The following is a 19,618-nucleotide window of genomic DNA, read 5'->3' on the forward strand; positions in this document are numbered from 1 at the left end:
ACTTTTAGTGCCCTAGTTTCGCAATTTTTCAGAAAACGATTCGCTGCATTACTTACGAGTCTTTTTTCTTCAGAAAATTCTGGGAAAACCTTTCATCTGCTGTGTCCTTTTAGCCGCCAAACTAAAACCTCGACCGCTTCTCCTGATTGCGCTCATTAGCCGGCGCCAGAACGATTTTCAAACAAGCCCGCGTCCATCCGATTGGGAAATTTTTCGAAAATTAGCACAATCTTTTCAGACTAAAACTCCTGTATGAAGTATCCTTAGGTAAACGAAAACCCTGATTTCCTAAATAACAACTATGAAAATATTTGTCCGCAAAAATATTCTTCTCTCCTTCTCAGTAGTTGCCGCCCTCCTGCTTTCTGCATGCTCAATGGATCCGGACGTCGAAATCACCAATGAAAACGTTAAAGACGCCGTCAGCAGCCTCTCAAAAGCAGATGCAGCCAAAGTAGCCGCTCTCGGCGGGGACAAATATCTTCTTGGTAAAACCTTAAATAAGGTGAGCAAGCAGCTGCCTGCCGATTACTACAATTATGAGATCAACGAGTTGGTTGAACACGCCCGTTTGAATCGAAATTTCAATCTTGCTCAGGCTAATAAAGGAGAACTTACTCCCGAGACGGTCAGATCAGATTTTGCTGAAAGTCCCGAAGAAAAGTCTATTGAGATCTCTGAAATCAGCATGCAAGACCATTATTTAAGAGCTCTCAGAACCGAACTTAAACGACCTTTGCCTTTAGGCACTGCCACCCTCGGAAAAGGCGTTCTGACGTGCAGAAAAAAAGACAACCTGATTGCGCTTGACGAACTGGAATCTCAAAACGCAGAAGCCTTCAAAAAAGAAAAAGCCCGCAAACTCAGACGTAAAGAATGTCATGAGATGAAACGTCCGGCAAAATTAACGCTTCGCGCAGAAGAAAAGGGTTTCGGTGGAAAAACTATTTTTAGAACGGCAAGAGGCTGGGTGGATGCAAGAGATCTGACAGACAGGACACCGGCCGAAGAATTAGCCAAGATGAGAGAAGAAGCCCAGGAAAAACTGACTTATCTGAAGAACCATCCTGCTCCTCAGTTCTATCATGTCTTCAGACCTCTTCTTGATATTTCCGCAAAGAATCCGACACGAATCAAATTAGCCCAAAAAGCGATTCTTATCAATATGGCTCAGCATAAGGAGTCTTGGGATCAGGCAACTGCACGCTTCGTGCAGGAACAACGAGACTTCGCTCGGTCAGAATATTCCTGCTCCTTCGAAAAAGACTGCTCTGAAAATCAAAAAGGCAACCTCAGAATGGCTTACTACATTCATACAGCTGCCCCGAAGAACGTAAAAGTCGGCACGCTACCTTGTGAAATTTCTAACGTCTCAGGTTGCCGAAATTTCACGAACTAACTCAAGGCATTCCTTAAAAACGCTCGAAATTATCGAGCGTTTTTCACATCCGCAGGAGGAACAATCTTTTGAGTACGGCTAGACTTCATAGCTTCCTGTTTTTGAACGGAAGCCGCATGGAGACCCTCAGCAACTCTGAGCAGGACTTGACGGTCTCTTCTTGAAAGCTGAGATATCACCGAGTCCTCTGAGATCAAACTCCTCGCCCCGCTTTTATCGTCGGTGCGGCCCAGAAGGTAATCGGTAGAAACGTTCAGTGAATTGGCAAGACGCACTAAAGCGTAAAGCGTCGGAGATCTTGAACTGCCCTGATTCTCATAAAGAGAAAGAACCGGCTGAGGTATCGCGCTCAGACTCGAGAGCTCGGCTTGAGTAAGGTTGTTTTCGTGTCTAAGCTGTAAAAGCCTCTGACAAAGTGTTCTTCTAATTTTAGGATCGGATCCCATTCTTCCTCCTGTCCTGTTCAGGCAAACGGAAATCTTATCACGTTAATTGGCTATTTGTTCGCAATAAAGACCCTGTAGTAAAACCTCATTTAAATAATTTTTTCCTTTTCTTTTATAGTGATACACGATTTTAGTACAAAAAAATAACTTACAAATAAATCCAAAATACGGGATATTTGTACCTTCCCTACCAATTTTACTAATTTTCGAGTCCCCCACTCCGCATCTTTTTCAGCAATCCTCTCAAAAAAGCATCAACCGCCATTCGCTTCTCAAAATGTAGTTAGATTCATCGGATATGCCCTCTCCCATAGCTAAAATATCCTCGACATGCGCTTTCAAGCGCCTCTTTTTATTTCGGGAAAAACAATGGAATTACAGAATCAACTTAAGCAGATGGCTGCCAAAGCTGCCCTCGAATATGTTGTCGAGGGAGAATATCTTGGCGTAGGCACCGGAACAACGGTAGGATTTTTCATCACTGAATTAGCTACTTCCGGTAAAAAAGTAAAGGGCTGCGTTTCCAGTTCGGAAGCCACGACCCGACAGCTTCTCGCCTACGGCATTCCTGTCTGCGATTTGAATGATATCGTTGATTACCTTCCTGTTTATATTGACGGATGCGATGAAATTGACGGCAATTTCTGCATGATCAAAGGCGGCGGCGGAGCACTAACACGCGAGAAGATTGTCGCTCAGGCATCTGAAAAATTTGTCTGTATCGCTGACGAAAGCAAGGTTGTAAAACAGCTCGGTGCTTTCCCTCTTCCTTTAGAGGTCATCCCGATGGCTGTGAGCTCTGTCTCCAGAGCAATGGAAGATTTAGGCGGTCATCCGGTTGTTCGTGATTTCATTACGGACAACGGCAACAACATCATCGATGTGCACGGTCTTCAGATTAAAGAACCGCAGCTGTTGGAAAACGCCATCAACAAAATTCCGGGCGTTGTAACCTGCGGCATTTTTGCTCACAGAGGCGCCGACGTCCTCCTCGTTGCTTCGGAAGCAGGTATTAAAGTTACAAAGCCCAAGAAAAGCTTCTTCTCTTCACGAAAAGCTAAATAACTAAAGTTCTATGTCGAGGGAGCGGCGCTAAAGCGCCGCTCTTTTGTTTAGTCGTTCAAGAAATATTCAACTGTCGTTACGACGCGAACATTCTTTATGAAGGGCGTATTGTCATCTCTATCGGTAATAGAGAAGACGCCTTGGTTAGCCCTTCTGATCTTCCCGAGTTTTGAGCCGGAGTCTTCAGCGAATTTTTTAGCTGCTTCCTTAGCGTTTTTCGTCGCAATCTCGATCATCTTTGGCTTGATTTCGTTCAAACCGGTAAACGAATAATTGATCATATAGCTATAGTCGTTCGTCAGAGCAACACCTTGCTTCAGAAGCTCTCTCTGGGCCTCCATAAGCTTCCGAACTGTGTCTACTTTGTCCGTCGCAATCGTGATGACCTGAGTGATAATGTAGCGGAAAGGCGGCCGGTTAGGCCCGTAATTATTTGCCAAAGTATCGTTAACTTTTGGCGCAGCTAACGAGATTTCAGAAGGGTCAATTCCTCCTTTCTTTAAAAAGTCAAAAACAGTGTCTTGCTTTTTCTCCAGGTTGTCATAAACCGTAGCGAGGTCATTGCCCATTTCATTAAAGCTCAGCGGCCAAATGACATGATTTGCTTTGACTTCTTTTTCGCAAAGACCCTTAACCGTCACGATGCGGTCTTTGTTTAAAAGTGCATTGACACCGTCCCCTACTTGGTTTCCGAAGAGGGCAATACCGCCTATGAACCCGGCGGCCAGGATAATGCTGGGAATTATTTTTCCTTCCACGACCTATTCTCTCTTAACTTAGTTACTAATTTTGAAGTGCGGTACGAATCGCATCACCTACGGCCATCGCCGACATCGGATTCTGTCCGGTGATCACTCTATTATTAACAACGACATGAGACTGGAAGTTATCCGAACACTGAAATTTGGCTCCATGTTTTACTAAAGCAGTTTCCAGAGCAAACGGGACGACCTTATCTAAACCAATACCCTTTTCTTCCGAATTTGTAAAGCTGTTGATTTTCTTTCCGTCCACAAGATACTTGCCGTTTGAAAGTTTCACATTTACTAAAGCGGCCGGTCCGTGGCAAACAGCAGCAACCACACCGCCGTTTTCATAAATCTTAGAAGTTATGGCAGCTAATTCTTTATTGTCGGGAAAGTCCCACATGACGCCATGGCCACCGGCAAAAAAGACAGCCTTATATTCTTCGGGTTTAACCTCAGACGGTTTCATGGTGAAATTGATTTTTCTCTGTGCAGAAAGATCCTGCGCAAAAGCCTTATTAATCGGATCGGAAGCGTCCTGTCCTTCGACAGGGCATTCGCCGCCCTGAGGACTGACGAAATCAATTTCGTACCCTGCGTCCTTCAATACTTTCCAGGGATGTGTCACTTCTGAGAGCCAGTAGCCCGTCTTTTTACCTGTGTTTCCCAGTTCTCCATGACTGGTAATTACGAAAAGAATTTTTCCGGACGTTTTTGGTTTTTCCTCAGGAACTGCCGCAGCCGAAGTTCCTCCAGCGGCCGCTGCAATAGGCATACAAGTTAAGAACGACAATGCGTTCCTACGCAACATTCTCATTTTTAATCTCCTCATTATCGAGTTATTTTGGATTGTATTTCTCGGGATAACCCTTAAATTTGCACTTCTCCCACAATGGGAAAAAATTAAAAGAAAAATAATTTTCAAAATCTTTTATATTGCAATCAGGGCGTTGGACTATCTTGGAGGAATTATTCAAAATTTTTACATTCAATCGAGATGACAAGTATTTTTTTTTCCTATAGAATTCAATTCTCTTTTGGAGAGGTGGCCGAGTGGTTTAAGGCGCACGCCTGGAAAGCGTGTAAACCCTTTAAAGGTTTCGGGGGTTCGAATCCCCCCCTCTCCGCCAATCACTTCTTTGCATACGTTCGTATGTGACCCGACACCTAAAATCCCCTTTATTACGAAGCCTTCGTAATGACTACCTTGCGTATGGAGTTTCTTACAGCCGTGATTAAACGGTCACTTAGACGGTCACCTGTTTTCTAAATTGGTCTCCTGGAAATATTATTTCTCGGTTCAGAAGTGGAATTAGTTATAAATAAAACTCGGCAAATCCTATTCAAAATGTCGTTTGTGCTGCGAATTTTTATAACCCCTCTAACATAGCTATCAACCAGATTATTCAAAAAGCACACATAGGAAAGATGCTTGCTGTCTGAATTAATCCCATCGACAATGAAAAAACAGAAAAAGCATCTCCTCTCAGAACAGACAGAATCGCTGGTAGTCGCTTTGAGTCTTGGATAAAAGACGGCTGCTCTGAAACAAAAAAGAGGATAAAGAAACCATGAAGCCCAATGGGCTAATAGATAGCTTATGACAAAGAAAAGTGGAACGAGAATATGTTGATTTAACCAAGTTCATAGCTCTGACGGCTTAGGCCATTCCATTAAAAAATTAGCCGAAACGTTATATCCCAGAATATCAAAGTGAAGAGAGTTGGTTATAGGAAAAGTCAATCACAGCTTCTAACTTTGACTCAACCACCCTAGAAGAAATTTTCCGACTTAAAAGAGGAGCCCATTCGGGCAGACGTTCTTTAAGCCAATTGGCAGTCATTTTCGTGCATATTGCGGTGGTAAGCGTTCTCTTCAGAACAAGGAGTTAATATGGCGTCAAAATATTTGATTTACAAAAACAGAAAAAATGAATTTAAAAAATTATTGGACAGAGCGGTCAAATTAGATATTGTGTCAGCCTTTGTCTCAAGAAACGATATCTTCAATGACACCATTGAGAGAGCTAAAGATGGAAAACTAACGGTCAGGCTTCTTGCTGGAATAAGCAATGCTATTTCTGACCCCGATGTTCTGCTTAAAAAGCTCCTAACATTGAAATAAGAGTACTTTCTGAAAACATATCAGAAAATAAAAAAATGGGGTTTTCCACCCAAAAATCTATATATTCACTGATCACTCTGGTAAAAAAAGAGTTCCTTTAGGAAGTGCAAATTTCACAAATGGAGAGTTACAAAAAAACGAGGAGATTCTCCTTCTCCTTGAAAACCCAGATTTGATAGATGAAATTTCCGATTATTTTGAAGGGCTATGGCAGCAAACCTTCCTTTTTGAAGACGCTGACAATAGTTACAGGAACTTACACGTTAGACAAAGAAGCCAAAGGATGAATATAGACAAAAATCTCTCAAAACAACCAGTTAAAAATAGAACACTTTCTTTAATGCTCACAGATTCATTAGAATTGCAAAAAATCATTCTCTAAATATTGTCGATTACTCGAAGAAGCAAAATCACAGCATGAGTCAGGTCTTGGTCTCAAAGTAGCACTTGATACAATCGGCGAAATGCACGATCTACTCCTTCACCACAAAGGAACTTACACAAAAGAAGAAGTTAATAAACTTACAGGCACTTCTGATCCTTACATGATATTAGGTAGCCAAGAACGTTGGCCACTCAACACGCATATCATTGAAGAAGATGGCAAGCGGGTTTTGTGGATATTGAGAGATTTTGCATCTAGAGAACTTCCAAAGAACTCTCAAGAAAAGAAAATAAAGTTCTAGAAGTTTTAGAACAATTGACAAATATTCCCTCCCTGAGGAGTGGAATATCACGTTCTAGCCGACTGATGGCTATAGCCAGACCAGATGTTGCTTTTTCTTACAACGGTCGATCAAAAGAAACTTTGGACTTCTTAGTTGGAATTGAAGACTCTGATGCTCAAAACTCAAAGAAAAAATTGAAAACTATGGGTTAATACTCGACTGGGTCTAGACTCAACCGTGGTACCTCCAATTGTGGTACGGGTTTAAATAGTGAAGAAAAGGCAATTGGAAATAAAGGGCCGCAGTCATTGATTTTTTAGTCTACGACTATCATGGTGATTATGAGAAAGGCCTTAAGGGAAGGATTTTATATTTCCTACAGGGAGGCACTCTTGAAGATGATAGTCAAGTATAAAAAAGATGCTCCTTTTGTAAGGTCTTAAAGAATTGCCGCACACTTGGTGTGTACCTAAGTGTGCGTGGTTTTTACTACTCAAGCAATAGGAAGCGCCGGTACGTGCTGGCGGAACTCGTACATCTACGGCCAGTCCACCAGCAACCTCGATGGGTCTGTTTTTTTAGCCGCTCGTCAATAGTCTATGAAGAGGGAGAAAAAATCCGCGCAAGTTTTAGCGACGCTCTTTGCGAAGTTGAATTTGCGACTATTCCTAGAAACTAACTTAAAACTTTCAGCCTGGTAAGAACACAAGGCTTGCTCCTAGGAGTGGCATAATTAAGAACTACTGATTTGTATCTTTTAATGAACAAATCTAAAGGCGCTTCACTATAGAAGGCCTCAAATATAAATTTATAGAAAGATTGCCATGACTTATAAGAAGCATATATCGCAAAGCAACGACTTATTAGACCGATTCTCGTCGGCTTTTGCGGGTATAAAAAGTCATTCCAATCTTCCGAGCGGTACAACGCCATTCATCTGGGCGATCGCGGTTCTCATTGTCGTCATCTTCTCGGCTTTCTATTTCAACGTCCGAGCCAATAACGAAACTATTCTCAGAACTAATCTGATGAAAAGCACGGCAAAGGTGGCTGATAACATCGAAATGAGAATGCGCGGCATCTCCGCCAATATGGCCCGCATGATTGAAAAAATGGAACTAGACGGCATTAATTCTGCCGTTGTAAATAAGTACGGCAGAGAGATCATCTCGTCGAGCCCGGAAGTCATTCTGCTTCGCGTCATTGAGCCAAGCGGTAAGGGCCTGGAATCAGTGGTTAATCCCCGCCTCGGCAGAAGTGACCTTCGTCAATACAACTATTTAGACTACCCTCAGGTTGTACGCGATGCGATCGGAGATGCCTTCCTCTCTAACCGAGTCTCTTATTCTTCCTTCTGGTTTACGCCCGGCGACATCTCTTCGCCCTCGGTCGTCATCATTTATCCGTTTGCAATCGGTGAGAAAACATATGCCCTGCTCGCCAGACTGTCACTGAACAAACTTTTGGAGGTTTCCACTCCACAGTCGCTTCTTTCCGACTATGAGTTCTCCTTCCTCCACGGAACAAAGGAAATTGCCGGCCGAGCTGCCTACAACCCGCCGGATGACTACACCATCCCGAGTTACGTACGCGCAGCCGATCCGCTGCCGCCTTCCATTCAGTTATACGGCTGCAACGTACTCGAAAGCCCGATGATCTTTGCCAGCCCGCTGATCTACTGGCTGGGGGCTCTGATGTTGTTCCTGCTCCTCTCGCTCTTTTTCCTCAACCGTGAAATGCGCCGGAATCAATCCGATCTGGAACGCGCTCTAAAGGAACTGGAGCTCCGCCGCTCGATCGAAGATTCCATGAACCTGGCTTTGGTCATCACTGACTTGGACAACAAAATTGTCTACACCAACGGCCAAACCGAAGAAATTACGGGATACTCCGAAGAGGAACTCCTCGGCAAGACACCGCCTTATCCTTTCTGGGGAGACAGCTCCGAACTTCCTTCTCAGCTGCTAAAAGATCGTCCCCACGAAGAGCCCGGTAAACCTTATCGCTTTGACCTGACAATCCGCTGTAGGAATGACGAAACGCTAGAAGCACTGATGCTGGCGATGCCCTTCTACTCGGCATACAACGAGCACATCGGCTGGATTTATATGATCCAGGACAACACCGTCGAGGCTCAGTCCATGAACCTCACGAACGACTCCATCGCTTCGTACGAAAGACTTCTGAACTCTGTCTTGTCTTGTATTTCCGCTGTGATGCAGAAACCAACCGGAAGCATGCTTGGTATTCACAACAACCACTACACGGAACAGCTCGGAAACACCGCTGACGGCCACTTAGAGATTTCCAAGGCATTTAAAGAACCGTTCGATCCTCAAGGCAATCGTCAGGGAGAGGTTTGGGTCGACTCCCTTGGCCGCTGGTTCTCAGTAGCGGAAGCCAGAGTGACACTTCCGGGCGGCTCTCACGTCACGCTTCAGTCTGCTCTGGACATCACTAAGAGAAAAATCAATGAGCAGGAATTTGAAGAGCAGACCAGCAAGATGGAAAACTCTTCCCGCTTGATTACGCTCGGCGAGATGGCCTCTACGATCACGCACGAAATTAATCAGCCGCTCACCGCGATTACGGCTTACGCCAATACGGCCTTAGAAGTGATTGACCGAGCACCTGAAGTGAACAAAACTCAGGTACTTGAAATCTACCGAAAAATTGCTAATCAGGCCGCACGTATCGACAAAATTATTAAGAACATCAGAGCATTTGCCAAACGTCGCCCGACTACATTGGAATGCGTATCCCTGAACAGCGTCTTCTCTGACACGATGGAACTCGGACGTTTGATCGAGAAGAAATATGCCGGTGTCCACGTCGTCTACGAACTGCCGGCCGTGGTGCCTGATGTGATCTGCGACCCGGTTCAGATCATGCAGATCCTGATGAACCTGATTCGCAACGCAGCAGAAGCTATTCTTGAGCACGGTAGCAAAGACAAAACGATTACGGTCAGCGCGAAAGTCGGTGCAAAGGACGTCGAACTGTCTGTCGGCGACCACGGCCCCGGTATCAGCGATACCATGAAGGCTAGTCTGTTCACACCCTTCTTTTCTACCAAGAAGAACGGTCTCGGCTTGGGTCTGAGTACTTGTCAGACGATTGCAGAATCGCATAATTCCAGACTCCGAGTGAGGGATAATGAGGGCGGAGGCACCGTCTTCTTCTTCGACTTGAAGATTTGCTTCACCAAGGATTCCGAGAACAAGAAACAAAATTAATTGTGTATCTAATTAAGGAGATACAACTTCTGTACTACCCAGGGGTGTGATTAAGATATATAATATCTTCACGTGATACAAAGTATCTCAGTTAGCGATTCTTATCATCCTTTAGATTAAGATAACGGATTGCTTGTAAAAAGAAATTAATTAGAAAGGCACATGATGATTCAGATGACCTCGAAACCCTACACTCAAGAATCTCCGGATACCGCAGGTGTTGTGTATATCGTTGAAGACGACGAAGCCGTACGTGATTCTCTCAAGTGGCTTCTGGAAGCTTCCAGCTACCGTGTTGAACTTTTCGAAAGCGGTGAAATGTTCCTTGCCAAATTCGATCCGAACGCTATCGCCGTTCTCGTCCTTGACGTCAGAATGCCGGGCATGAGCGGTTTGGAAGTCCAGGAACACCTTATCGCCCGTAAGTGCGACATTCCTATTATCTTTATCTCCGGTCACGGCGACGTTTCGATGGCAGTCTCCACCTTGAAGAAAGGTGCGGTCGACTTCATCGAAAAACCCTTCGACCAAGCAGCTCTGCGCTCTTTAATCGAAAGAATGCTGCAGGAAGCCCGTCAGCGCAAGGCCAAGGCTGAACAGCGCTCCTTGAACGACGCTCTTCTGAGCAAACTGACTCCGAGAGAGCAGCACGTTCTCGAAAGAATTGTGAGCGGACGCCTGAATAAACAAATCGCGGCAGACTTGGGCATTTCCATTAAGACCGTTGAAGCTCATCGCGCTTCCATTATGGATAAGACCAATTCCGGCACCGTCGCAGACCTGATGCGCGTCGTAATGAATGCGAACAGACCTCCTGTCAAAGACTCCGGTTCTATGAGATAGTCTTTTAGACAGCGTCGCTAAGGAAGGCCCACTGCCTTCCTTTTCTTTTTTGTGCGCCTATTCTTTCGACGATCTTTGTTACTCGTTCTTGTGACTAAAAAGTTTAGCCAAGCTGAATATCCTTACAATGGTTCGGTCTTAGTTACTATCTTTTAACAACAATGAGCGCAAAAATAATTGATGGAAAAGCACTGGCGCAGTCTGTTCGAACCGGTTTGAAAGAAAAGGTAGAACAATTCAAATTAAGCTCGAGAGCACCCGGCCTGACCGTTATTCTCGTCGGTGACAACCCGGCGAGCCAGGTCTACGTCCGCAACAAGATCAAAGCATGCTCTGATGTCGGCATTACCTCTAAATTGGAAAAGCTGCCGGCTGAAACTTCAGAAGCGGAGTTATTAGCACTTTTGGAGAAACTCAATGCCGACGATTCTGTGGACGGAATCTTAGTCCAGCTGCCCTTGCCTCGTCATATCAACGAGCAAGAGGTCATTGAGACGATTCGTGCGGATAAAGACGTCGATGGTTTCCACGTTGCCAACGTCGGTTCAGTTGTTACCGGCATCGGCGGTTTCCGCAGCTGCACGCCCTACGGCGTCATCAAAATGCTGGAGTCTGTGGATTATCCCCTGACCGGCGCCCATGCTTTAGTCATCGGAAGAAGCAATATTGTCGGGAAACCGATGGCGATCATGTTGCTGGAGAAAAATGCCACTGTCACGGTCGCCCACAGCAAAACCAAGAATTTGAAAGAGCTCGCTCTTCAGGCCGATGTCATTGTCGCTGCGGTCGGTAAAGAAAAAGTCGTCACGGCCGATATGGTCAAGCCCGGCGCCGCAGTGATTGATGTGGGAATGAACCGCAATGCCGAGGGCAAACTCTGCGGAGACGTCGACACCGAGGAAGTTGCAAAAGTCGCCGGGTATATCTCACCGGTCCCCGGTGGTGTCGGCCCCATGACCATCGCAATGCTTCTTTCCAATACGGTAGAAGCCTATGAAAGGCGTCTGCAAAAAATATCTCAGTAGGAATCAATACATGTCTGATTTAATTAACATTCTGAGCATCATCGACGATAAATCTCAACTGATCAACTTTCCGAAACTTGATCCGAACAGCTTCAAGCCGGCTGTCCTTACATTGATTCAACGCTTGAAAGACACAGTAAAGGCGGTTAAATCTTCGAACAGAGAACCGACTTGGGACACTTTGGTAACACCGATAGAAGATGCTTCCGAAAACCTTTCCTATGTTTGGTCGGTTGTCGAGCATTTAAACAGTGTTGCCGACACGCCTGAGTTAAGAGTAACGATTAATGAACTTCTTCCTCCGATTTCCGAAGTATTTAGCGAACTCGGCATGGATGAGAAACTCTATGCGAAGTACAAAGCTTTGAAGGCCGAGAAAGCTTTCGAAAAATTCTCTGCAACTCGTCAGCGGGTCATTAATAAAGAATTAGAAGGCTTTGTTCTCGCCGGCGCTGAGCTGGATGAACCGGGCAAGAAGAAGATGGCCGATATCAATCGAGAAGAAGCCGAACTTTCTCAGAAGTTCTCGGAAAATCTTCTTGACTGCACCAATGAATTTGCGCTGTATCTTCCGGAAGACACCGATGAACTCAAGGGGGTGCCGGAAGCTGAACTGCATCTTTTTGCTCAGCAGGCAGCTGCCGAAGGCGCCAAAGGCTACAAAATCACCCTGCATATGCCGAATTATCTGCCCATCATGCAGTACGCAGAAAACAGAGATCTTCGCGAGAAGATGTATCACGCATACGTTACCCGTGCATCTGATTTCTCTCCGGCAGGCAAGGACAATCTTCCGATCATCAACCGTCTGCTTGAACTTCGTGTTGAAGATGCTCACCTCTTGGGCTATAAAAACTTCGCTGAAGTTTCCTTGGTTCGGAAAATGGCTGAGTCTCCCGAACAGGTCGTTTCTTTCCTGCGCGAGCTAGCTGCCAAAGCCAAACCGGCAGCAGAAAAAGAAATGGAAGAGCTCATTGATTACGGCAGGAACCAACTCGGCATCAAGGACGTCCAAACTTGGGATCTTTCCTTCATCAGTGAAAAACTCCGTGAAGCAAAGTTCTCTTACTCTGAAAATGAAGTAAAGCAATACTTCACGGAACCCGCTGTTCTTAAAGGAATGTTCGGACTCGTCGAGAAGATGTTCTCGATCAAAATCAAAGAAAAGAAAGCGCCCGTCTGGAACGATGACGTCAAATTCTTTGTCATTGAAGACAAGGAAGGCAAAGAAATCGCCGGATTCTATATGGATCTTTATGCCCGCAGCGGAAAGAGAGGCGGCGCATGGATGAACGATCAGATCTCCCGCCGAGAGGTCAACGGAAAAATTCAAAAACCGATTGCCTACCTCGTCTGCAACTTTGCCGCACCGGTCGGAGACAATCCTTCCCTTCTGACGTTAAGAGACGTCGAAACGATTTTCCACGAATTCGGCCACGGACTTCATCATATGCTGACTCGCCAGACAGAATTGGCCGTTTCCGGCATCAGCGGTGTGGAGTGGGATGCGGTTGAAATGCCGAGCCAATTCATGGAGAACTTCGTTTTGAATTGGGATGTGATGCAGACCATAACGCACCATGTCAAAACCGGCAAGACTATGCCGCGCGAACTCTTCGACAAACTGGTAGCTGCCAAGAACTACGGCGCCGGAATGGCAAACGTTCGTCAAATCGAATTTGCCCTCTTCGACATGCTCCTTCATATGGACACCCATCCGGAAAAGGACACGGTTAACAAGATCTTGAACGAAGTCAGAAAAGAAGTCGCTATCGCATTCCCGCCTGAATACAACCGTTTTGCCAACTCCTTCTCGCACATCTTTGCAGGCGGCTATGCGGCAGGCTACTACAGCTACAAGTGGGCTGAAGTACTGTCTGCAGACGCCTTCTCGCTGTTCCAGGAAAAAGGCATTTTCAATCCTGTGGTCGGAAACAAATGGCTGGACGAAGTTCTCTCCCGCGGCGGCAGCCGTCCTGCAATGGAAAGCTTCGTTGCATTCCGCGGCCGTAAACCTTCGGTCGACGCCCTCCTCCGCCAATACGGACTTGTGGAGTCCAAATGAGCATCACGATTACTACTTGGAACGTCAATTCCCTGAAGGTTCGTCAGCCGCAAGTTTTAGACTTCCTGAAGGAGACTGAAAACAGCATTCTCTGTCTTCAGGAACTCAAGATGCAGGAGGCAGACATCGACGCTAGCGCCTTCAAAGAAATCGGATACACGCTGGATGCATTCGGCCAGAAAACCTACAACGGCGTAGCCACGATCCTTCGTGATCCGCTGACTTTTCTTCCGGACGAGGAAGTTCGCAACATCCCCGGTTTTGAAGATCCGCAGAGCCGTCTCTTAGCCGCAACGGTGCGGGTCGGCTGCGAAAGGCTCCGCGTCATCAACGGATACTTCCCGAACGGGGAAACGGTTGAGAGCGAAAAGTTCCCTTATAAACTTTCTTGGCTGGAAGCCTTAGCCGAATGGCTCCCGAGCCAGTTAGAGCAATACCCCAACCTCGTTTTGCTCGGCGACTTTAATATCGCTCCGGAAGACAGAGATGTTTGGGATCCGGAATCCTGGGCCGAATCCGTGCTTTGCACACCAAAGGCCAGAGAAGCTTTTCAGCGTCTTATCGATCTCGGATTAACGGATTCCTTCCGCGCTTTTGAACAGCCGGAAAAATCCTATTCCTGGTGGGACTATCGAATGATGGCTTTCAGAAGGAATCGCGGCCTTCGCATCGATCACATTTTGATTTCCAAGGCTCTTGTCAGCAAGAACCTTGGCGTTGAAATCCACAAGAAAGTTAGAGGAAATGAGCGCCCGAGTGATCACGCACCCGTGACACTAACGCTCGATCTTTAATTCCTGAGCCGGCTGTATCGCCGGCTTTCTTTTTAGCGCTCTGGCGCGAAGCTGACCGCACCCTCCGTCAACATCTTGAGCTGCAGAATCACGGAATTTAAGCAGTATTCCGTTAGCCCGGCATGCTTCCTTAATTCTTTCGATCTGCTCTGCCGACGGGCGCTTATAGGGACTGCCTTCAACAGCGTTGACGGGAATCATGTTGAGGATGGCCTGCCGCGACCACAGCGGAGCGAGCGCTTCAATTTCATCAACTCCGTCGTTGACGCCGTTAATCAAAGTCCACTGATATTGGATCGGATATTTCCCAACCTCTGCGTACTTTGCGCCGAACTCTAATATTTCCTTGACAGTCAGCTCCGCAGCTCGGGGCAACAGACTTCTGCGCTTCTCATCCATTGCGCTGTGCAGAGAAATTGCCAGAGCCGGTTTGATTTGGGATTCCATTAAGGCTTTGAAGAGTCTTTTATCGCCGACGGTAGAGATAACAACTTCTTTATATCCGATGCCGGAATACCGAACGATATGTTCAACCGCAGAAAAAACGGAACGAAGATTATGAGAAGGCTCGCCCATACCCATCAAAACTACCTTCTTAACAGGCGCATTCCTCATGGCGTATTGAACTTGACCGGCAACCTCCAAGTCAGTTAACTGACGTATGAGACCGCTTTTGCCGGTCATACAAAAGACACACCCGACTGCGCATCCGACTTGCGTAGAAACACAAACGCCCTCTCGCGGAAGAAGAACACATTCGATCAGCTGACCGTCGTAAGCTTTAAGAACCCAGCGCGTTCCGGTCTCGGATTCTGCCTTTTCCTGAGCAGTTAATTGATTGGCTAAGTATTCCTCCATTTGAGGCAATATCGCCTCGGCAGCAGCAGGCAAGCGCACCTTACTGCGGTTCAGAGGTTTGCCGGAATACCAATTGCGCCAAAAGCGTTCGATGTGAACGCTTTTACAGCCGGCTTGGATAAGTTGTTGTTCAATATCAGCAATCTTCATAGAAGCAAATATTATCAAGCTCGTCAGTCTTCGCTTTCAAGTTTGAGCTCGGCGATTTTGCGTGTAATTGTATTTCGGCCGATGCCAAGTCTTGTTGCAGCGTCGACACGCCTTCCGTGCGTATATTCAAGTGCGGTTCCGATCACAATGCTTTCGAAGGTATCGGCAAGCTGCTTCATAAGATCTGGAGACTGATTTTTCAGCATCTCTTTGACCTCTCCTTTGAGCAGTTCCTCCCAGCTTCCGCCTGCAGGTGTGCTGCCCGAAACCTCGCCGTTTTTATGAACTTTTTCCGCTTCACCGTTGCGAACTTCCTCAGGAAGATCCGTCACTCGGATATGCTGGGAAGGTGCCATCACGACAAGCCAATTGCAGAGATTTTCTAATTGACGAACATTGCCGGGAAACGGGAAACGCTTCAAAAACTCCATCGCCTCTTCGGACATGAGCTTGGGTTCGACACCAAGATTCTCCGCTGACTTCTGAAGAAAATGATTGACCAAAAGCGGAATGTCTTCGGGTCTTTCCCTTAAGGGCGGCAAACGCAGACGAATGACATTGAGTCTGTGATACAAGTCCTCGCGGAACCGATTTTCCCGAACCATCGCCTCGAGATTTTGGTGCGTTGCCGCAATGATTCTGACGTTGGCTTTTAGAGACTGATGTCCGCCGACGCGATAGTAATAACCATCGGACAATACTCTCAGGAGCCTGGTCTGGAGTTCAGCAGGCATATCACCGATTTCGTCCAGAAACAGCGTGCCGCCTTCGGCTTGTTCGAAGCGTCCGTGACGAATCGCACTGGCGCCGGTAAACGCCCCCTTCTCATGACCGAAGAGTTCGGTTTCCATTAAGTCTTTCGGAATTGCCGCCATATTGATCGCGACAAACGGGGCATTGGAGCGCGGGCTGTGTTTATGAAGCGCTCGGGCTACAACTTCCTTGCCGGCGCCGGATTCTCCGGTCAAAAGGACGGTTGCCTTGCTTTGAGACAAACGTCCGATAGCGCGGAAGACTTCCTGCATGGCCGGCGCCTTACCGATGATTTCGGAAGCAGTCTCTTCAGCAGGAGTCTGTTCTTCTTCCTCACTCTCTTCCGTTGCACGCCGTACGAGTTCAATCGCTTTATCGATGTCGAAAGGTTTGGGAAGATATTCGAACGCACCGCCTTGGAAACTTGCCACGGCACTGTCCAGATCCGAATAGGCCGTCATGATGATGATCGGAAGTTTTGGGTAGGACTTCTTAATTTCGGCGAGCATTTCCAAGCCGCTTTTGCCCGGCATATGAATGTCACTCAAAATCAGGGCGGGCTGTTCTTTCTTGATCGCCTGCAGCACAGACTCGGCTTCACTAAAAGTTTTGCAGGGAATATCTGCCTTTTGAAGTGCTTTTTCTAATACCCATCTGATGGAACGATCATCGTCCACGATCCAAACATTTTTCATAACGATAAGGGAAACAAGATGCTGAAATCGGTACGGCCGGCTTCACTGCTGACCGAGATACTGCCGCCGTGCTGTTCAACGAAAGTCTGAACCAATGAGAGTCCGAGGCCGCTCCCCTGTTCTTTTCCGCTGACCAGCGGATAAAAAATACTGTCAGTCAGTTCTTTGGGTATGCCTTCTCCGTTGTCGATCACATGGATATTTAATGCCGTGCGGCAAAAACTTTGACCGACCTGAACATGATGGACAACACGGGTTTTAAGCGTGATACAGGCCGTACCCTGTGCTATTTGCTCGGATAAAGCTTCAGCGGCGTTGCGCATTAAGTTCAAGGAAATTTGTGTCAGCTGACCTCTGTCGGCCATCATTTCAGGTACACTGATGTCATAGTCGCGAACAACCTTTAACCCTTCCGGGAATTCCGACTGCACTAGAAGGCGAACACGTTCCAGGATTTCGTGAACATTGGTTGGCACAGGATGATAAAGCTGACGGTAAGGCGCGAGGATCTTATCGACAAGATGCTGGAGACGGTCGGCTTCACTAATGATCACTTCGGTAAATTCTTTATTTTCCGGATCGTGAAGCTCCCCTTCCAAGAGCTGTGCTGCGCCTCGAATCCCTCCGAGAGGATTCTTAATTTCATGAGCGAGATTTCTCAGCAGGCGCCGAGTATTTTCAGACAACTCATTCATATGACGTTCTCGCGTCATTTGAAGGGTCTTATCTGCCGGCACAATCTCGGCCAAGAGAATATTTTCGTCATCTGGGAAAGGATGAATGGTGACTAGAACCGGAATCGGTTCTGCCGGAGGACGCAGGAAATGGTCTAGTTCGTTCGGAACCAAAAATGAAGGCTCGGGATGCGCACGGTAATTTGCGAGCCATTCATCCGACGAATTCAGGTAATACTGAAGTTTTCTTTCTTTTAGAAGTTTGAGCGACTGCCCGGATAGAAATTGAGCCGCGGTATTGGCGTAAAGAATATCGCCTTCTTTATTACATGCAAAAAGACCGAGCCTGAGGAGATCGAAACTTTCTAAACGCTTAGCATCAAAACTCACGACATCCTCCGCTCGGTCATTTTGCTGTCTTTACTCAGACAGCCTCAAATTACTCTACTAGCTCGAATAGTACATGTCGTATTCTTCAGGTGTCACCGCCATCTGAGTACGTACGACTTCTTCATGCTTGAGTGCAATGTAAGAGGTGATCAGATCTTCGCTGAAGACTCCGCCGGCCGTCAGGAATTCATGGTCGGCAGCCAAAGCTTCCAAGGCCTGTTCCAAAGAAGAACATACGGTCGGGATCTTAGCGTTTTCTTCCGGAGGCAGATCATAGAGATTCTTGTCAGCAGCTTCGCCCGGATGAATCTTGTTCTGGATACCGTCCAAACCGGCCATCAGCAAAGCAGAGAAAGCCAAATAGGGATTGGCCATCGGATCGGGGAAGCGAACTTCAACGCGACGTGCCTTATCACTGGAAACGAATGGAATACGCAGAGAAGCAGAACGGTTACGGGCGGAATAAGCAAGTTTCACAGGAGCTTCAAAACCCGGGACTAAACGACGATAGCTGTTCGTTGTCGGATTCGTAATCGCGTTCAAAGCACGAGCGTGTTTGATGACGCCGCCGATGTAATAGAGAGCCGTATCAGAAAGCCCTGCGTAGCCGTTGCCGGCGAAGATATTCTTGCCGTCTTTCCAAATAGACTGATGAACGTGCATACCTGAGCCGTTGTCGCCGACAACAGGTTTCGGCATAAAGGTTGCAGTCATGCCGTAGGCTGCTGCCACATTCCAAACTGTGTATTTAAGAATCTGAGTCCAGTCAGCGCGTTTGGTCAGTGTGCTGAACAGCGTACCGATTTCGCACTGGCCGCAGCCGCCGACTTCATGATGATGAACTTCAACGGGAACGCCCTGTTCTTCAAGAAGTTCGCACATCTGAGAGCGGACATTGTAGAGAGAGTCAACCGGAGGAACTGGGAAATAACCGCCTTTGACAGTAGGACGATGGCCGCTGTTGGCGCCGTTCATATCCTTGCCGTTGCTCCAATAGCCTTCTTCACTTTCGATTTTGAAGAAGCTGTGATTCATTGTGGTGCCCCAGCTAACACCGTTAAAAATGAAGAATTCCGGTTCAGGTCCGAAGTAAGCATTGTCGCCGATACCGGTGCTCTTTAAGTAAGCTTCAGCACGATTGGCAACGCTGCGGGGGTCGCGATCGTATCCCTTGCCGGTAGAAGGCTCAACAACGTTGCAGGTCAGGATCATTGTCGGAATATCTTCGTCGGCGAACGGGTCCATACGGGCGCTGTCCGGATCCGGCATCAGCAGCATATCGCTGGCCTCAATGCCTTTCCATCCAGCGATGGAAGAACCGTCGAAAGCGTGACCTTCTTCAAACTTGTCTTCATCAAAAGCAGAAACCGGTACGGAAACGTGCTGTTCTTTGCCTTTGAAATCAGTGAAGCGCAAATCAACAAATTTGACGTTGTTGTCCACAAGCATCTGCATGATTTCAGCGCTGGTCTTAGCCATGGATATCTCCTTAGTAAATTTGGACGTAGCAATCAAAAAATATGTTCAACAAAGCTTATGCAAATTTCGTGCCAATTTTCGACATGCACGAAATCATGCATTCTCAAAGAGCCTCAGTAAGCAATCGCAAAAACTTTTGTAATGATGCACCTTTTTAGTGCAAAAAGGAACAATTTAGGGATTTTTTTATTGATTTTTGATCCGCAAT

The 19,618-nt window shown here is 46.7% G+C and carries 16 protein-coding genes, 1 tRNA gene and 1 pseudogene; 11 read left to right on the plus strand and 7 right to left on the minus strand.

What is annotated here, in order from left to right; all coding sequences use genetic code 11:
* The first annotated feature begins 301 nt into the window (after positions 1-301).
* The gene (locus tag HMPREF9439_RS00080) at positions 302-1,399 is read left to right on the plus strand and encodes a hypothetical protein (RefSeq protein ID WP_008812126.1); all 1,098 of its coding nucleotides are present in this window, start codon (positions 302-304) and stop codon (positions 1,397-1,399) included.
* A 29-nt stretch (positions 1,400-1,428) separates the two neighbouring features.
* On the opposite strand, the gene HMPREF9439_RS00085 is transcribed toward HMPREF9439_RS00080, so the two are convergent.
* Positions 1,429-1,845, minus strand: coding sequence for a helix-turn-helix domain-containing protein (locus HMPREF9439_RS00085; RefSeq protein WP_008812125.1), 417 nt, complete (start codon positions 1,843-1,845; stop codon positions 1,429-1,431).
* Between the two features lie 369 nt (positions 1,846-2,214).
* On the opposite strand from HMPREF9439_RS00085, the gene rpiA reads away from it, so the two are divergent.
* Entirely contained in the window at positions 2,215-2,910 is a 696-nt protein-coding gene (gene rpiA, locus HMPREF9439_RS00090; RefSeq protein ID WP_008812124.1) for a ribose-5-phosphate isomerase RpiA, read from the plus strand.
* Positions 2,911-2,957: 47 nt separating this feature from the next.
* Here rpiA and HMPREF9439_RS00095 read toward each other — a convergent pair whose 3' ends face one another.
* On the minus strand, positions 2,958-3,668 hold the full coding sequence (locus HMPREF9439_RS00095; RefSeq protein WP_008812123.1) for an SIMPL domain-containing protein: 711 nt from the start codon (positions 3,666-3,668) through the stop codon (positions 2,958-2,960).
* Positions 3,669-3,693: 25 nt separating this feature from the next.
* The gene (locus tag HMPREF9439_RS00100) at positions 3,694-4,473 is read right to left on the minus strand and encodes a type 1 glutamine amidotransferase domain-containing protein (protein ID WP_244862357.1); all 780 of its coding nucleotides are present in this window, start codon (positions 4,471-4,473) and stop codon (positions 3,694-3,696) included.
* A 222-nt stretch (positions 4,474-4,695) separates the two neighbouring features.
* On the opposite strand from HMPREF9439_RS00100, the gene HMPREF9439_RS00105 reads away from it, so the two are divergent.
* From HMPREF9439_RS00105 to xth, 9 genes and pseudogenes are all read left to right on the plus strand, one after another.
* Positions 4,696-4,786: transfer RNA gene (locus HMPREF9439_RS00105), tRNA-Ser, on the plus strand.
* 763 nt (positions 4,787-5,549) lie between these two features.
* Entirely contained in the window at positions 5,550-5,780 is a 231-nt protein-coding gene (locus HMPREF9439_RS00110; RefSeq protein ID WP_008812058.1) for a hypothetical protein, read from the plus strand.
* Between the two features lie 49 nt (positions 5,781-5,829).
* Positions 5,830-6,162: pseudogene (locus HMPREF9439_RS13595) on the plus strand (phospholipase D-like domain-containing protein); the annotation flags it as partial.
* A gap of 82 nt (positions 6,163-6,244) precedes the next feature.
* A complete protein-coding gene (locus HMPREF9439_RS00115) occupies positions 6,245-6,466 on the plus strand; it encodes a hypothetical protein (protein ID WP_008863262.1) in 222 nt (73 codons plus the stop codon).
* Positions 6,467-7,272: 806 nt separating this feature from the next.
* On the plus strand, positions 7,273-9,684 hold the full coding sequence (locus HMPREF9439_RS00120) for a PAS domain-containing sensor histidine kinase (protein WP_008812056.1): 2,412 nt from the start codon (positions 7,273-7,275) through the stop codon (positions 9,682-9,684).
* A gap of 174 nt (positions 9,685-9,858) precedes the next feature.
* On the plus strand, positions 9,859-10,527 hold the full coding sequence (locus tag HMPREF9439_RS00125; protein WP_008812055.1) for a response regulator transcription factor: 669 nt from the start codon (positions 9,859-9,861) through the stop codon (positions 10,525-10,527).
* A 161-nt stretch (positions 10,528-10,688) separates the two neighbouring features.
* The gene (gene folD / locus HMPREF9439_RS00130) at positions 10,689-11,552 is read left to right on the plus strand and encodes a bifunctional methylenetetrahydrofolate dehydrogenase/methenyltetrahydrofolate cyclohydrolase FolD (protein ID WP_008863265.1); all 864 of its coding nucleotides are present in this window, start codon (positions 10,689-10,691) and stop codon (positions 11,550-11,552) included.
* A gap of 10 nt (positions 11,553-11,562) precedes the next feature.
* Positions 11,563-13,617 (plus strand): M3 family metallopeptidase, encoded by a 2,055-nt coding sequence (locus HMPREF9439_RS00135; protein WP_050749129.1) that lies wholly within the window; start codon positions 11,563-11,565, stop codon positions 13,615-13,617.
* Positions 13,614-14,411: an exodeoxyribonuclease III gene (gene xth / locus HMPREF9439_RS00140; protein WP_008812052.1), complete on the plus strand. Its 798-nt coding sequence runs from the start codon at positions 13,614-13,616 to the stop codon at positions 14,409-14,411. Before HMPREF9439_RS00135 ends, xth begins: the two co-directional genes overlap by 4 nt.
* On the opposite strand, the gene HMPREF9439_RS00145 is transcribed toward xth, so the two are convergent.
* From HMPREF9439_RS00145 to glnA, 4 genes are read right to left on the minus strand one after another with little or no spacing between them, the layout of a single operon-like run.
* Complete coding sequence (locus tag HMPREF9439_RS00145) at positions 14,394-15,419, minus strand: radical SAM protein (RefSeq protein ID WP_008863267.1); 1,026 nt, start codon at positions 15,417-15,419, stop codon at positions 14,394-14,396. The two genes, xth and HMPREF9439_RS00145, sit on opposite strands and share 18 nt — an antisense overlap.
* A gap of 23 nt (positions 15,420-15,442) precedes the next feature.
* Positions 15,443-16,867, minus strand: coding sequence for a nitrogen regulation protein NR(I) (ntrC, locus tag HMPREF9439_RS00150; protein ID WP_008812050.1), 1,425 nt, complete (start codon positions 16,865-16,867; stop codon positions 15,443-15,445).
* Entirely contained in the window at positions 16,864-17,931 is a 1,068-nt protein-coding gene (glnL, locus tag HMPREF9439_RS00155; RefSeq protein WP_008812049.1) for a nitrogen regulation protein NR(II), read from the minus strand. The genes ntrC and glnL overlap by 4 nt, the downstream gene beginning before the upstream one ends.
* Positions 17,932-17,988: 57 nt before the next feature.
* Entirely contained in the window at positions 17,989-19,410 is a 1,422-nt protein-coding gene (gene glnA, locus HMPREF9439_RS00160) for a type I glutamate--ammonia ligase (RefSeq protein ID WP_008812048.1), read from the minus strand.
* Positions 19,411-19,618 lie beyond the last annotated feature (208 nt).

The sequence above is a fragment of the Parasutterella excrementihominis YIT 11859 genome (assembly GCF_000205025.1).
Taxonomy (GTDB): domain Bacteria; phylum Pseudomonadota; class Gammaproteobacteria; order Burkholderiales; family Burkholderiaceae_F; genus Parasutterella; species Parasutterella excrementihominis.

Excerpts from the sequence above, each read along its gene's own strand:
- HMPREF9439_RS00080 (WP_008812126.1), top strand. The coding sequence starts at position 302 with ATGAAAATATTTGTCCGCAAAAATATTCTTCTCTCCTTCTCAGTAGTT.
- HMPREF9439_RS00085 (WP_008812125.1), bottom strand. The coding sequence starts at position 1,845 with ATGGGATCCGATCCTAAAATTAGAAGAACACTTTGTCAGAGGCTTTTA.
- rpiA (WP_008812124.1), top strand. The coding sequence starts at position 2,215 with ATGGAATTACAGAATCAACTTAAGCAGATGGCTGCCAAAGCTGCCCTC.
- HMPREF9439_RS00100 (WP_244862357.1), bottom strand. The coding sequence starts at position 4,473 with ATGAGAATGTTGCGTAGGAACGCATTGTCGTTCTTAACTTGTATGCCT.
- HMPREF9439_RS00110 (WP_008812058.1), top strand. The coding sequence starts at position 5,550 with ATGGCGTCAAAATATTTGATTTACAAAAACAGAAAAAATGAATTTAAA.
- HMPREF9439_RS00115 (WP_008863262.1), top strand. The coding sequence starts at position 6,245 with ATGCACGATCTACTCCTTCACCACAAAGGAACTTACACAAAAGAAGAA.
- HMPREF9439_RS00120 (WP_008812056.1), top strand. The coding sequence starts at position 7,273 with ATGACTTATAAGAAGCATATATCGCAAAGCAACGACTTATTAGACCGA.
- HMPREF9439_RS00125 (WP_008812055.1), top strand. The coding sequence starts at position 9,859 with ATGACCTCGAAACCCTACACTCAAGAATCTCCGGATACCGCAGGTGTT.
- folD (WP_008863265.1), top strand. The coding sequence starts at position 10,689 with ATGAGCGCAAAAATAATTGATGGAAAAGCACTGGCGCAGTCTGTTCGA.
- HMPREF9439_RS00135 (WP_050749129.1), top strand. The coding sequence starts at position 11,563 with ATGTCTGATTTAATTAACATTCTGAGCATCATCGACGATAAATCTCAA.
- xth (WP_008812052.1), top strand. The coding sequence starts at position 13,614 with ATGAGCATCACGATTACTACTTGGAACGTCAATTCCCTGAAGGTTCGT.
- HMPREF9439_RS00145 (WP_008863267.1), bottom strand. The coding sequence starts at position 15,419 with ATGAAGATTGCTGATATTGAACAACAACTTATCCAAGCCGGCTGTAAA.
- ntrC (WP_008812050.1), bottom strand. The coding sequence starts at position 16,867 with ATGAAAAATGTTTGGATCGTGGACGATGATCGTTCCATCAGATGGGTA.
- glnA (WP_008812048.1), bottom strand. The coding sequence starts at position 19,410 with ATGGCTAAGACCAGCGCTGAAATCATGCAGATGCTTGTGGACAACAAC.